The 13,982-nt window shown below is 67.4% G+C and carries 13 protein-coding genes; 3 read left to right on the forward strand and 10 right to left on the reverse strand.

What is annotated here, in order from left to right:
- Window positions 1-20 precede the first annotated feature (20 nt).
- From DSD19_RS10945 to DSD19_RS10955, 3 genes are all read right to left on the reverse strand, one after another.
- Window positions 21-797 (reverse strand): DUF502 domain-containing protein, encoded by a 777-nt coding sequence (locus tag DSD19_RS10945; RefSeq protein ID WP_113669609.1) that lies wholly within the window; start codon window positions 795-797, stop codon window positions 21-23.
- 175 nt (window positions 798-972) lie between these two features.
- Window positions 973-1,872 (reverse strand): pseudouridine-5'-phosphate glycosidase, encoded by a 900-nt coding sequence (locus tag DSD19_RS10950; RefSeq protein ID WP_113669610.1) that lies wholly within the window; start codon window positions 1,870-1,872, stop codon window positions 973-975.
- Window positions 1,857-2,756 (reverse strand): PfkB family carbohydrate kinase, encoded by a 900-nt coding sequence (locus DSD19_RS10955; protein ID WP_113669611.1) that lies wholly within the window; start codon window positions 2,754-2,756, stop codon window positions 1,857-1,859. Before DSD19_RS10955 ends, DSD19_RS10950 begins: the two co-directional genes overlap by 16 nt.
- 222 nt (window positions 2,757-2,978) lie before the next feature.
- On the opposite strand from DSD19_RS10955, the gene rpsB reads away from it, so the two are divergent.
- Both rpsB and tsf read left to right on the forward strand, forming a co-directional pair.
- Complete coding sequence (rpsB, locus tag DSD19_RS10960) at window positions 2,979-3,755, forward strand: 30S ribosomal protein S2 (RefSeq protein ID WP_113669612.1); 777 nt, start codon at window positions 2,979-2,981, stop codon at window positions 3,753-3,755.
- 83 nt (window positions 3,756-3,838) lie between these two features.
- Window positions 3,839-4,735 carry a translation elongation factor Ts gene (tsf, locus tag DSD19_RS10965; RefSeq protein ID WP_075786381.1) on the forward strand — a complete coding sequence of 299 codons (897 nt, stop codon included), beginning with the start codon at window positions 3,839-3,841 and terminating at the stop codon, window positions 4,733-4,735.
- A 151-nt stretch (window positions 4,736-4,886) separates the two neighbouring features.
- Here tsf and DSD19_RS10970 read toward each other — a convergent pair whose 3' ends face one another.
- Window positions 4,887-6,248, reverse strand: coding sequence for a diguanylate cyclase (locus tag DSD19_RS10970; protein WP_113669613.1), 1,362 nt, complete (start codon window positions 6,246-6,248; stop codon window positions 4,887-4,889).
- A gap of 177 nt (window positions 6,249-6,425) precedes the next feature.
- Here DSD19_RS10970 and DSD19_RS10975 point away from each other — a divergent pair, with 177 nt between their 5' ends.
- Window positions 6,426-7,808, forward strand: coding sequence for a hypothetical protein (locus DSD19_RS10975; protein ID WP_113669614.1), 1,383 nt, complete (start codon window positions 6,426-6,428; stop codon window positions 7,806-7,808).
- Window positions 7,809-8,225: 417 nt separating this feature from the next.
- Here the strand turns inward: DSD19_RS10975 and DSD19_RS10980 are convergent, their stop codons facing one another.
- The 6 genes from DSD19_RS10980 to pstB form a co-directional block, all read right to left on the reverse strand.
- Window positions 8,226-9,014, reverse strand: coding sequence for a LuxR family transcriptional regulator (locus DSD19_RS10980; protein ID WP_371412578.1), 789 nt, complete (start codon window positions 9,012-9,014; stop codon window positions 8,226-8,228).
- A 516-nt stretch (window positions 9,015-9,530) separates the two neighbouring features.
- Window positions 9,531-9,737, reverse strand: a complete 207-nt coding sequence (locus DSD19_RS21430) for a hypothetical protein (RefSeq protein ID WP_133260403.1) — start codon at window positions 9,735-9,737, stop codon at window positions 9,531-9,533.
- 647 nt (window positions 9,738-10,384) lie between these two features.
- Window positions 10,385-11,488: a cytochrome-c peroxidase gene (locus DSD19_RS10985; RefSeq protein ID WP_207802449.1), complete on the reverse strand. Its 1,104-nt coding sequence runs from the start codon at window positions 11,486-11,488 to the stop codon at window positions 10,385-10,387.
- A 243-nt stretch (window positions 11,489-11,731) separates the two neighbouring features.
- Complete coding sequence (phoB, locus tag DSD19_RS10990; protein ID WP_075786378.1) at window positions 11,732-12,424, reverse strand: phosphate regulon transcriptional regulator PhoB; 693 nt, start codon at window positions 12,422-12,424, stop codon at window positions 11,732-11,734.
- A gap of 4 nt (window positions 12,425-12,428) precedes the next feature.
- Window positions 12,429-13,139, reverse strand: a complete 711-nt coding sequence (gene phoU, locus DSD19_RS10995; RefSeq protein WP_237399714.1) for a phosphate signaling complex protein PhoU — start codon at window positions 13,137-13,139, stop codon at window positions 12,429-12,431.
- A gap of 25 nt (window positions 13,140-13,164) precedes the next feature.
- Window positions 13,165-13,962 (reverse strand): phosphate ABC transporter ATP-binding protein PstB, encoded by a 798-nt coding sequence (gene pstB, locus DSD19_RS11000; protein ID WP_075786377.1) that lies wholly within the window; start codon window positions 13,960-13,962, stop codon window positions 13,165-13,167.
- Between the last annotated feature and the right edge of the window lie 20 nt (window positions 13,963-13,982).

Raw genomic sequence — 13,982 nt, forward strand, 5'->3', positions numbered from 1 at the left:
CGGTCACGCTGCGGGCGCCTTCAGGCGCCGAGCCGTTCGCGCTGGCGCGGGCGCCGGGCGGCCTCCTGCACGGCGCGCGGGGCGGCGGCGGCGGCCGCGGCCAGAACCCGGGGGTCTTCGGGCGCCACCAGCCCGGCCGAGATCACCAGCTTGGCGGCTTCCTCGACGCTCATCTCAAGCTCGATCACCTCGCTTTGCGGCACGAACAGCAGAAAGCCCGAGGTCGGGTTGGGCGTGGTCGGCAGAAAGACCGACAATAGGGGTTCTTCGCCCGGGATCACGCGCTTGATCTCGCCCTTGGCGCTCGTCGAGACGAAGGCCAGCGCCCAGATCCCCGGGCGCGGATATTGCACCAGCACGACCCTGTCGAAGCTGGTCTCGGTCTGGGCGAAGACGGTCTCGGCGATCTGCTTGAGCCCGTTATAGACCGAGCGGATCACCGGCATCTGCCCGACGACCCGTTCGCCCCAGCCGATGAAGGACCGCCCGACCATGCCCTTGGCCATCCAGCCGACAACCAGGGTGAAGATCAGGAAGAAGATCACGCCAAGGCCGCGGATGTCGATGCCGATATATTGCTCGGGCTGGAATTTCTGCGGCACGAAGGGCAACACGAAGCCGTCGATCCAGCCGGTCACGGTCCAGATCAGCCAGACGGTCAGGCCGACCGGGGCGATCACCACCAGCCCGGCCAGGAAGTTGTTGCGAAGCCGCGCGAGGACGCCGCGCCAGAACGGGCGCGGATGCGGGTCCTGCGGTTCGGGATGGTCGGCAGAGGGCTCTTTGGTCTCGAACATGTGTGGCTGAAATCTCCCGTGTCGGACCATACCTAGGCAGGGGCCTGCCGCCCGGCAATAGCCGCGCCGAGAAGCGGCGAGGATTTCGGCGCCAGAGGGGCGCCGACCGGGCATTCCGCCACCGGTCTGCCTCTTCGCCGGGCGATCCGGAGCCGGCGGCAGGCGGCGTGTCCGCTCAGGCCAGGCGGAGGGCGATTTCGGCCGCGAGCCGGGCATTCGCGCGCACCAGCGCGATATTGGCCTCGAGCGTGCGCCCGCCGCTGAGTTCATAAAGCCGGGCCAGCAGGGCCGGGGTCACGTCCTTGCCCGAGGCCCCGGCCGTGTCGGCCATCGCCCGGGCGATCATCGGCTCGATCTCGGCGCGGGGGATTTCGTCTTCCTCGGGGATCGGGTTGCCGACAAGCTGGCCGCCCGGCAGGCCCAAGAGCCCGCGCATCCGGTGGGCGGCGGCGATTTCGGCGGCGCTGTCCATCCGGAGCGGCGCGGCCAGACCGGACGAGCGCGACCAGAAGGCCGGGAAGGCGTCGCTTTGATAGGCGATGACCGGCACGCCGAGGGTTTCCAGCACTTCCAGCGTCTTCGGCAGGTCGAGGATCGCCTTGGCCCCGGCGGAAACCACGGTCACCGGCGTCTGCGCCAGTTCCTGCAGGTCGGCCGAGATGTCGAAGCTGGTTTCGGCGCCGCGATGCACGCCGCCGATGCCGCCGGTCGCGAAGACCGCGATCCCGGCCAGGCGGGCGCAGATCATCGTGGCCGCGACCGTGGTCGAGCCGGTGATGCCGCGCGCCAGTGCCGCCGCCAGATCGGCCCGGCTGAGCTTGGCCACGCCCCCGGCCCGGGCCAGCGCCTCAAGCGCGTCGGGCGCCAGTCCGGCATGGATGCGCCCCTCGATGACGGCGATGGTGGCGGGCACCGCACCCGCCGCGCGCACCTCGGCCTCGACCGCCAGCGCGGTTTCGAGATTGCGCGGCCAGGGCATGCCGTGGGTGACGATGGTGCTTTCCAGCGCGACGATGGGCGCGAAGGCGGCCTTGGCGTCGGAAACTTCGGGCGAGTAGCTCAGCGAGAGGGGCATGGATCGGCCTCGGCGGTGACATGACGGGTGGCGGCGGCAAGAGCTGCGGCAAGCGCCGCCTCGGCAGGGACGCCGCCCAGTTCGGCGGCGATATGGGCGGCCATCAGCGCGTCGCCCGCGCCAGTGACATGGGCGGCCTCGACAGGCGCCGGGCAGGCCGCGACAAGCCGGTCGTCCGACGCGAAGGCGGCCGCTTTGGAGCCATCGGTGACCAGCACCCGCGCCGCGCCTGCGGCCCGCAGCGTGGCAGCCGCCGTCGGCGCGTCGGCAAGCTCGCGCCCCAGGATCAGCCCCGCCTCGGCCCGGTTCAGATAGAGCGTCGCCCCGGGCCGGGCAAGGAAGGGCGCGATCCGCTCGGCCTTGCCGGGGCTTGCGGGCGCCACGCGCAGATCGGCGGCGGCGAAGGCCGGATGGGCGGCGATCTTGGCCAGAAGCCCGGGCAGCAGGTTGCCGTCCAGCACCACGGTGCCCGCGAAGGGCCGGTCGGGCGTGCCGAGCGGACCCTCGATCAACGGCGCCAGCACCGCGGCTCCGGCGGCCTCCAGCCCGCCCGCATCGGCGATGGCGGCCACGAGCCCGGTCGCATCCTCGATCGCCATATAGATGTCGGTGGGCTGCGCGCCGCGGCAAAGCCAGCGGGTCTCGATCCCCAGCTCGGCGGTGGCGGCGATCAGCGCCGCGCCTTCGGCGTCGCGCCCGACCGCCCCCAGGACCGCCGGGCGGAGACCGTGCCGCGCCAGAGCCGCCGCCACGTTCAGCGCCACGCCGCCGGGGCGGCGCGAGATCCGGCCCGGGCGGTCGTCGCCCGGCGCCATCGGGCGGGGCGCGCGGCCGATCACGTCCCAGAGGACGGCACCGATGCAAAGAAGAAGATCCGCGCTCATGGCGCCTTTCTGATCCGCGTCCCGGCCGGTGACAAGTCGCGGGATTTGGGTATTTTCGCCAGAAAGAAGCGGCAGGGCTTGTGCGGGCGGCCGAATGACGGTATTCGCGCGCTACTTCGACAGGCGGGGCTGGGCCCTGCGGGGAGACATCCCGCAGCGGTCCGCCGGTTGGGCATTTGCCCTTGACGTCCCGCCCAGGCGCAAACCGGAAAGGACAAGGACATGGCGCTTCCCGATTTCTCCATGCGTCAGCTGCTGGAAGCTGGCGTTCACTTCGGTCACCAAACCCAGCGGTGGAACCCCCGCATGGCGCCCTTCATCTATGGCGACCGCAACGGCATTCACATCATCGACCTGACCCAGACCGTTCCGATGCTGGACCAGGCGCTGAACGTGATCCGCGATACCGTGGCGCGCGGCGGCCGCATCCTCTTCGTCGGCACCAAGCGGCAGGCGCAGAAATCGGTGGCCGATGCGGCCGAGAAATGCGCCCAATACTACATGAACCACCGCTGGCTCGGCGGTACGCTGACCAACTGGAAGACCGTGTCGCAGTCGATCAAGCGTCTGAACGAGATCGACGAGCGCATGTCTGCCGGCGCCGAGGGCCTGACCAAGAAGGAACGGCTGCACATGGAGCGCGAGCAGACCAAGCTGCAGGCGTCTCTGGGCGGGATCCGCGAAATGGGCGGTCTGCCGGATCTGCTGTTCGTCATCGACGTGCGCAAGGAAGACCTGGCGATCCTCGAAGCCCGCAAGCTGGGCATTCCGGTGGTCGCGGTGGTCGATACCAACTGCTCGCCCGACGGCGTGGACTATATCATCCCGGGCAATGACGACGCGGCCCGCGCGATCCAGCTGTATTGCGACCTGGCCAGCCGTGCCGCGCTGGACGGCATGAGCGCGCAGATGGATGCCGCCGGCGTCGATATCGGCGCGCTGGAAGAGGCGCCGGTCGAGGAACTGCTGGCCGAGGCCCGGACCGAGGAAGAGGCCTGAGCCTCATCCGCTGTCACGGAATCGATACCGGGCGCGGCTAGAGCCCGCCCGGTCACCCAACGACTATCGAGGAGAGCCGAACCATGGCGATCACCGCTGCACTGGTGAAGGAACTGCGCGACAAGACCGGCGCGGGCATGATGGATGCCAAGAAGGCGCTGACCGAAACCGATGGCGACATGGACGCCGCGGTCGACTGGCTGCGCACCAAGGGTCTGGCCAAGGCCGCCAAGAAATCCGGCCGCACCGCCGCCGAGGGCCTGGTGGCCGTCGTCGTCGAGGGGGGCAAGGGCGTCGCGGTCGAGGTGAACTCGGAAACCGACTTCGTGGCCAAGAACGCCGAATTCCAGGCGATGGTCGCGGAGATCGCCAAGGCGGCCATCGGCGTCGATGACATCGAGGCGCTGAAAGCGGCCGATCTGGGCGGCAAGTCGGTGGCCGACACGCTGACCGACAAGATCGCCACCGTCGGCGAGAACATGACGCTGCGCCGGATGGCGAAGATCGAGGGCGACCAGCTCGTGGCCTATGTCCATAACGCGGCCGCCGACGGCATGGGCAAGATCGGCGTTCTGGTCGCGATGACCGGCGGCGACGAGGCCTTCGGGCGTCAGGTGGCGATGCACGTCGCCGCGGCGAATCCGGCGGCGCTGTCCGAGGCCCAGATGGACCCGGCCGTGATCGAGAAGGAACTCGCCGTCCAGACCGCCAAGGCTCTGGAAGAAAACGCGGGCGCCGCGAAACCGAAGCCCGAGGCGGTGATCACCAACAACATCATCCCGGGCCGGATGAAGAAGTTCATCGCGGAATCGACCCTGATGGGTCAGGCCTTCGTGGTGAACCCCGACCTGACCGTCGAGGCGGCCGCCCAGGCCGCCGGTGCCACCATCACCGGCTTTGTCCGGATCGAGGTCGGCGAAGGCATCGAGAAGGCCGAAGAGGACTTCGCGGCCGAAGTGGCGAAAGTCGCGCAAGGCTGATCTGGCGCTGATCCTGTCCGCCGGGGCCGCAAGGCCCGGACGATCAGACGACGACGCGGCCCAAGACAAGGCGGCGCGGCACCCGGACGGGGCCGCGCCGTTTTCGTACCCCGACGCGGGGGCACGCGGGCTTGCGCGGGCGGGGGCCGGTTCAGGACACCAGCCGCGCCGGCTCGATCGGGGCGACGGCGGGCAGCGTGCCGGGATCGGCCTCGCAGAGCGCGGCGGCCGAAAAGACGCGGTTGCGGCCGCGGATCTTGGCGGCATAAAGCGCCTCGTCGGCCCGGCGGATCGCCGCGGCGATGCCGGTCTCGCCGGGATGCGCCATGCTGACGCCGAAGGAGGCCGTCACCGGGCGGGTGGTGGCGCCGATCCGCATCGGGGTATGGGCGGCGATGGCCTGTCGCAGGCGTTCGGCGGTCTGCACCAGCAGCACCTCGGCCGAACTGGTCATCACCACCAGGAATTCCTCGCCGCCCCAGCGCACCAGAAGGTCGCTGTCGCGCACGTTCCGGGTCACGATTTCTGCGATGTCGCGCAAAAGCTGGTCGCCTGCGTCATGGCCAAGCGCATCGTTGACCGCCTTGAAGTGATCGAGGTCGAACAGCACGACCCCGCGCGCCTCGTCGCGGCTGCCCAGCGCCGCTGACAGGCCGCGCCGGTTCAGGGCGCCGGTCAGCGGGTCGTGACGCGCGGCGTGTTCCAGCGCGAGGCTCGATTTCTCCATCAGATGGCCGATGCTCAGCACCAGCGCCAGCATGATCCAGCCGATGAAGCCGAAGGCAAGCTCCAGCGCCAGATGGGTGGCGGGATCGGGCCGCACGTTGAGGAAATAAAGAAAGCCCGACATCCAGGGAACGACCAGTGCCCCGGTGACCAGCGCGCGGGTATAGGTGCCATAGCTTGTCTGGGCGAAAAGCGGCCGCAGGAACGGCTGGTCGCGCAGCTTCAGCGTCTGGGCCGAGCAGACCAGCACCATGGTCGCGAGCGCATAGGGCGACATTTCTCCGCGCCAGAGCGTCAGATTGAAGGCGAGCTTGAGAACGCCCATGGTGGTCGCGACCCAGGCCGCGGCCAGGAACAGCAGCGAGGCCTGACGCTGATGCGGCTCGGCCAGCAGGCCCAGATTGAGCACGGCAAGCGCGAAGGAGGTTTCGACCGACAGCACGCCACGCAGCCCCACGCCTTCGATCGCGGACTCGATCCGGGGATGACCCACGATCTGCATCCAGCCCGGAACCGATGCCTCCAGGAGGTGCTCGATCGCCAGAAGTGCGACGATGGCGGCCATCATGCGGATCGGGGCGTTGCGGTTCAGGATCTGCGGGCCGGTCAGGAAGACCAGCCCGAAAAGCGCAAAGCCGATGGCCGGCAGGGGATGGAGCGCCGCCGCGCTGTCGTCGGGGGGAGACACGAGATTCTGAATGAGCCCGAAACCGATCACCAGAAGGATGGCAAGGCCCAGAACGCGCATCGCTCCGGATTTCCGCATTGTCAGGCCACTGGTCCACATCGTACCGCTCGCTCGTCACCATTTATGCGGCGGAATTGGGCAGCGATAGGTTTAATATTTGGTTACGCGCCGCACGTTATTTCGTCCTATCGCGCAATCTTATTAACCTTAACTGCGGATTAGGGTCAAAACATTACGGTTTTTGCGCCGAGATTTCCCAGCCTTGGGGGCCAGACCGTGCCGAGCCTCGCCGCCTTTCCCGCCCATGCCCTGTCGCGTCAGGCGCTTCGCCTGCTTGGCCTGGCCATGCTGGTCGCGGCCCTGGCCGGCGCGCTGCCGGTGTCGCTGTTCCCGCCGCAGCGCGAGGCGGCCGCGCTTCATCCTGCCGCCGCCGCCGGTTTCATGCTGTTTGCGCTGTCGCTGCTCGGGCGTCGGCCCGCCGGACGGTCGCTGAAGATCTGGACCGGGCTCGGGCTTGGCGCCGCGCTGATCGGCGCGCAGGGGCTTCTTGAGGCCCTGCTGCCCGGCTGGCCGCAGGCACTCTCGGGCACGTCGCTGCCGGGGATGCTGGCAACCGGCGCCGGTTTCGACCTGCCATCGGCCTATGCGGTGCTGACCCTGAACCTCGGCCTCGCGGTCAAGCCCTTCAGCCGGGGCGCGGCGCTCGCGCTGCTGGCGGCCGCCTGGGCGGGGATCTGGTGGTTTCTGATGGGCACCGTCCTGTCGGCCGCGGACGGCCGCCAGCCGGTCGCGGCCTTCGGACTTGTCTGCATGCTGTTGGGCGGTCTTGCCCTGGGCCATGTGCTGCGGGCCGATCCCGTCCTGCACCCGTTGTTCGCGCGGGGGCGCCACGGGCTCCGGGCGCGCGGGCTTCTCGGGCTGGCGCTGGCGATGCCCTGGCTGGCTGGCCTGGCGGCCGAGCGGCTCTTTCCCGAAGTCCGGGCGGCCCGGCCCGCGCTCGAACTGCTGATCGCGCTTCTGGGGGCGGCGCAGGTCGCGCTGGTGCTGGCGCTGGCCGCGAGCATCGACCGCGCCGTCCGCGCCGAGGCCCGGACCGAGCGCTTCGACCCGGTCGCCGGGCGCACCAGCCGGTTCCGGCCCGACCGCGACCTGCTGGACGGCAAGGGACCGGTCGGGGTGATCCTCTGTGCGCCAGCCGGTCACGGGACGGCGACCGATCCTGACGACCGGACGATGGGCCGGGCGCTTCAGAGGGCCACGCGCCATCTCAGGGACGAGGACAGCGTCGGCCGCTGGCGCGGGCGGAACCTTCTGGTGGTGGCCAATGTGCCCAGCGAGACCGAGCTTGCCCGGATGGCCGAGCGTCTGGCCCTGGTGCTGGCGCCGGACCTGCCGGAGGCTGCCATCGGGCTCAGCATGGCCGCGTTCGACGAGCCAAGCGTCGAGGCCGCGCTGCGCCGGGCCGAAGGCGCGCTTTACATCGCCGAACGCCGCAGTTCCCGGCACCCGGTCCGCGCCTCGGGCCTGGCGGACGGGACCGACCCGTCGTCACGGCGGCCCGACAGCGATCCGGAGGGGCAGGGGGGGCACGGGTGGGTCGGGCCCGTCCGCGCCGCAAACCTGAAAGGTGCAAGATCCGGGAATGTGCGAGAGGAATGAAAGGGGCGGCAAACCCCCCTTAACTTGCTTGCCGCCCCTCGAACCCTTTCGCGCGCCGCCCGCTGGGGTGGACGACCCTGCCGAAAAGGTGCAGGTCGCGACCGCCGAAAAAGGACGACCACAACCTGCTCCGGTTTCCCGGTTCGGCGCTCTCCGCGAAATTGCGCGGTTCCTCGCCGAGACTGTTCCTTGGCCCAAGGCCACCACTCACGGAACGGCAGAAACTTGCCGATCTGGCGGCCAAAAGTGTAGTCAGGGAATCCGTACTTCCGGGGAAGCTGAAAATTAAGGAAATTCAACCCAAAGGCGACGACTCTTCGCGCATTGCGACCTCCGATGTAACCTTACGTCACTTCGGGATGGGCAAGCCCGGTCAAGGGGCTGGGTCTGGGTCTGGGTCTGGATCTCGGGCGACGTTTATGGCGACTCGGCGCGGAAGATCTGGTTCTGGAACCAGGCCTTCAGAACCGCCTGGGCGGTCGTCTCGACATCCAGCGCCTCGCGGGCCAGACGCAGGTGCTTTTCCACCGTGGCCTGGGTGACCCCGAGGATGGTGGCGATGTCGAGCGTGGACTTGCCGTCGCCGACCCATTCCAGCACCTCGCGCTGGCGCGGGGTCAGCGGCGGGCGCTGTGCGGCATAGGGCAGGTTGTGCACCTTCAGGTGCATCACGTCGTTCATCAGCTGGATCACGTCGCCATGTTCGGCCCAGATCCGGTCGACATCGTCCTGATCGAGCCCCGGCCGGGCCGCAAGCCCGATGGCGCCCTTGGCGCGGACCGAGATTTCGCTGAAGCTGATCGTGTAGCCCGCGACCACGCCCATGGAGCGGTTGAATTGCAACACTTCCAGCTCTTCGGGCGGAAGTTCGCCCCGGGCCATCCGCTCGGTGATGATCCGCCAGCTGCTGGTGCCTTCGTTCCGCGAGGCCCAGCGGACCATCGGGGCATTCATGTAAAGGCCCTTGTCGACAAAGGCGCGGACATAGTCCGGCGAATGGTTCGACAGGACGATGACGTCATCGCGGTCGCCGAAGCTGTTGGCGGCGCGGAATCGCGTGAATCCGTAGATCAGACGGTCAAACCCGAAATCGGCCATCTTCTGGGTGTGCAGCGCCCAAAGCTCTTCGACGCTGCGCGCAGCGATCAAGGCGCTCAGATGTTCAAGGCTCATGAAGACCTCGACCTCGCGGTTCCGGAAGCGCACAGACGCACGGACACGGTTTGCCGAACTCGACCCATCATGACTGACCCTCCACACATGCCTTTTTGTTAGTTCAGGTAAGCGGCTCCTGTCGAGCGCCGCCGTGCAGCGTAACGGTGGGCAAAACCGGGCGCGCAACGTCCCGTTTTTCGGGTCCGGTCTTGCAGACGGCGCGGCGGCCGCAGTCTAGCCTTTGTTATCACGGCACTTTGTTCCACTCAACGGAACTTCCCGCGAGTGACGCTGGGAAACGGCCTGATGGATCCGGGGTTGAATTGGTCGCAGTCGCAGTCGCGCGTCTCTCAAAGTGCGTGAGTAACATAATCATGATTATCGGCCTTGTGGTACCGCGCAGTTGTGGCGCCCGTTCGGCGCCGGTCCATGTACCACCCTGACGCTGGCCCTCAAGATCGTGATCCGGGCGCCGCTGGCTCGCTGGCGGCGGTCGCCCACTCTGATGCTTACCGCGTGTTCTGCGGATACGTCCGAGATGCGGGCCGACCGTTCTCCGATCTCGACCTATGAACAAGCCGTCTTCGGGCTTGTTCGCCTGACCGGATCGGCGCGTTTGAAGACTTCTTCACGCCGCAAAGGCGTCTTGCCGTCGCGCGTGAGATCGCGTCGCTCGACGGCATCGGCGTGGTGTCCGGTCATGGCGATCACGCGGCGAAGCTGTGTCCGGGCTTCAAGGTCGATCCCGAACCTGTCGAACCTGCGATAGTGCATCGCGACATGATGAGTGCATCGCGACATATCGAGCCGGATCGGCTGCGCGAGACCCTCTGCTTGACCCTCTGCTTGCGCGACCAACGCTATGTCAGTCAGCAGCCTGTCTTCTCCGACGATCGCTGGCGGATCACCCTTCAGGAAAGCACATCACACGGGCGCTGCCGGGCAGGTCCGTCGACACCTAAGAGTTTGCCGATGCCAGCCTCGAGGGTCGCTGGAAGGGTTTCCGGCTCCCCTGCTCTGCCTTCTACAAGAACCAGCGCGTGAGCCATGCGGCGATCGCCGAAAACAAGCGCCTCGGCGCGGCGCTGGCCGACCTCAAGGAGGGGCAGGAAAAGACGCCACCAAGGAAACGCCGGGCCGGCCAACAACGCACCTGCTACGACCCGGCCGGTCGCCGCAACGACGGCTGGAACTCATTGGCCGCCCGGCGCGCAAAGGGACCCGCAAAGCCAGCCAGGGCTGCGATATCCGAGGTCTCCGCCCTGTCAGGCTGTGCTCTCCTCTGCGCCCGGGTGGAACATTTCCGTTTTGCGGAAAGCGGAACATTTCAAAGCGGTTGCAACAGTGTGACCGCGCAAGAGCCGCTGCCCCGGCTGTTTTCAACGGCTCCGTCCGGCATTACGTTCCAGGGACCGCCCCTCTCACTTCAGCAGATCCTCATAGCGGCGGTCGGTCAGCGTTCCCAGAAACGCCACCAGCGCGTCGATCCGTTCGTCGTCAAGCGCAGGTCCGGTCGTCAGTTCGTCCATCGACAGCGTGTCCGGCACTTCTGGCGCGGCCCAGGGTGCGCCCGTTTCCGGGTTGATCTGCCGCGCCGCCGCCTTGCTGTTGTATTTGTTGTAGAACAGGATCACGGTCCGCAGATCCTCGAACACGCCGTTATGCATGTAAGGCCCGGTCACAGCGACGTTGCGCAGCCCGGGCACCTTGAACTTGCCCGCCTCCGCCGGATCGTCGACCGCCTGATTGGCCAGAAGCCCAAGATCGGTCGCGGTGATGCCGGTGACCGCGCGCGCGGCCGTATTCGCCGGGACGCCGATATTGTGATAGCTGTAATCGGTGAAGGTCTCGTCCGCCGCCATGGGAGACCGGCGCAGCTGGTGGCAGAGATTGCAATTGGTGAACTGCTGCGAAAAGAACAGGACACGGCCCAGCTCTTCTTCATCCGTCAGCTGAACTTCGCCCCGCAAGTATCTGTCATACCTGGAATCGAAGGGCGCGAAGAGATCGGTCGCCTCGAAGGCCGCGATGGCCGAGGTCGCGGCGCGATAGACGGCCTCGGGGTCCGAGGCGGTCCCGGGGCCGTAAAGCGCGTCGAGCGTCGCGTCGTAACGCGGGTTTTCCAGGATGCGCGCGGCGGCCTCGTTCACATCGGCCAGCCCCATCTCGATCGGGTTCAGCGGCGGCCCGCCCGCCTGTTCGGCCAGACCGGCGGCGCGGCCGTCATGGAACTGGCCGCCGACATAGCTGCCATCGGCGCGCCGGGCGAAGGTCGGCGAGAACATCGCATAGGCGGCGGTCGGTGCGTTGCGGTCGCCCAGCGAGTGGCCGTCGGCCCCCAGCGACACCGCGCGCCCCGCCGCGGTCGGCCTCGGGTCGGTGAAGGCCCGGGCCGGATCGTGGCAGGTGGCGCAGGCCTGACTGCGGGTCTTCGAGAGGTTGACGTCAAAGAACAGCGCCTCGCCGAAGGCTTCGGGCGTGGCATAGGGACCGGCGGTCGCGCCCCCCTCATCGGCCGACGCCATCCCCGACGCAAATACCAAAACTGCCGCGGCGGTCGCGATGCCCGCTGATCCCATGCGCATGTACCTGTCTTCCCGGAGCCTCGGCGCCAAGTTTCTCGATCCCTGCGCCGCAGGGAAAACGGCCCTGCGACACCGGGACACCATAGGTCGGCCTCGGTCGAGGATCAATTCCCGACCAAAAAAATCGGATAAAAACCAAGCCCCGCCGCTTGCGCGCTGGCCGTCAGGACAGGACAGACGGGCTCAGCCCAGCGCGTAGCCCGCGCCGCGCACGGTGCGGACCGGATCGGACCCGCCATGCTGGCACAGCGCCTTCCTCAGACGCCCGATATGGACGTCCACGGTGCGCGTGTCGACATAGATGTCGCGCCCCCAGACCCGGTCGAGCAATTGCTCGCGGCTCCAGACCCGGCCGGGCTTTTCCATGAAGGTCGAGAGCAGCCGGAATTCGGTCGGCCCAAGCTTCAGCGGCTTGTCGGACCGGAACACCTTGTGGGTTTCGGCATCCAGCAGGATGTCCTCGAATTCCAGCCGCTGGCCGACGGCCGCCGGGCGCGTGCGCCGCAGCTGGGCGCGCACCCGGGCCATCAGCTCGACCACCGAATAGGGCTTCACCACATAGTCGTCGGCGCCGGTTTCCAGCCCCCTCACCCGGTCGACCTCTTCCGACCGGGCCGAAAGCATGATGATCGGCACGCCACGGGTATCGGCGCGCGATTTCAGCCGACGGCAGACCTCGATCCCCGAGACCGAGGGCAGCATCCAGTCGAGAACGATGATGTCGGGCGCCTGCTCGTCCACGAGCAAAAGCGCCTCTTCGCCGTTCTCGGCCTTCGAGACCCGAAAGCCCTCGGCCTGAAGGTTGTAGGCCAGAACTTCACGCTGGGCGGGCTCGTCCTCGACGATCAGGACCGTGGGCTGTTCGGTCGGGCTCATGCGGTCAGCTCCGGCCCGCATCGACCGAGGTCCGGTCGGCTTTCGGGCGTTCGTCCTCGGGCAGATGGCCGGTCGCCAGATAGATCACCTGCTCGGCCATCGAGGTCACGTGATCGCCCATCCGCTCGATGTTCTTGGCGATGAAATGCAGATGCATGCAGGCGGTGATGTTGCGCGGGTCCTCCATCATGAAGGTCAGGAATTCGCGGAACAGCGCATTGTACATCTGGTCGACCTCCAGATCGCGCTGGCGCACGTCCTCGGCCAGTTCGGCGTCGCGCTGGATATAAGCGTCCAGCGCGTCCTTCAGCATCAGCTCGACCGCCTTGGCCATCCGCCGGATCGCGCCGGCCGAACCTTCCATCGGCGCCATCTGCACCAGCACGCCGGTGCGCTTGGCCATGTTCTTGGCATAGTCGCCGCAGCGTTCCAGATTGGCCGAGATCTTCATCACCGACAGCACGGTGCGCAGATCGCCCGCCGAGGGCTGGCGCAGCGCCAGAAGCCGCGCGGCCTCTTCGTTGACCTTCTCTTCCAGCGCGTCGATGGCCTTGTCGCCCTTGCGCACCTGTTCGGCCAGTTCCTCGTCCCGGGTCTCGAGCGAATTCGCGGCCTCCAGGATCGCGGTCTCGACCAGACCGCCCATCTTCATGATGAGCGCCTGGATCGATTCGAGATCGCGGTCGTAGGATTTGACGATATGCGGGTCCTTCATCACGTCCGACATTCTGGAACCTTTCTCAGCCGATCCGGCCGGTGATGTAGCTTTCGGTGCGGGGGTCTGTCGGATTGGTGAAGATGTGCCCCGTCTCGCCGTATTCCACCAGGCTGCCCAGATGGAAGAAGGCCGTCTTCTGGCTGACCCGCGCCGCCTGCTGCATCGAGTGGGTCACGATCACCACCGAATACTGGCTGCGCAGCTCGTCGATCAGCTCCTCGACCTGGGCGGTCGCGATCGGGTCGAGCGCCGAACAGGGCTCGTCCATCAGCAGCACCTCGGGTTCGGTCGCGACGGCCCGCGCGATGCAAAGCCGCTGTTGCTGGCCGCCCGACAGCCCGGTGCCGGGCGCATCGAGCCGGTCCTTGACTTCCTCCCAGATCGCGGCACGCCGCAGCGAGCTTTCGACGATCTCGTCGAGATCGGCCTTGCCGCGCGCCAGCCCGTGGATGCGCGGCCCGTAGGCCACGTTGTCGTAGATCGATTTCGGGAAGGGGTTCGGCTTCTGGAACACCATGCCGACCTTGGCGCGCAGCTGCACCGGATCGACCCGTTTGTCGTAGATATCCTCGCCGTCCAGACGGATGTCGCCCACGACCCGGCAGATGTCGATGGTGTCGTTCATCCGGTTGAGGCAGCGCAGGAAGGTGGACTTGCCGCAGCCCGAGGGGCCGATGAAGGCGGTGACCGTCTTGTCCTCGATGTCGATATCGACATCCTTGATCGCATGGGTATCGCCGTAGAAGACTTGGCATCCATGGGCCGCGATCTTGATGTCCCTCGTCACCGTCGTCCTCGCAAGATCTGGATTGTCGTACATGTCTTAGATGTCCTTTCGCG

Source organism: Rhodovulum sp. BSW8, from assembly GCF_003314725.1.
Classification (GTDB): domain Bacteria; phylum Pseudomonadota; class Alphaproteobacteria; order Rhodobacterales; family Rhodobacteraceae; genus Rhodovulum; species Rhodovulum visakhapatnamense.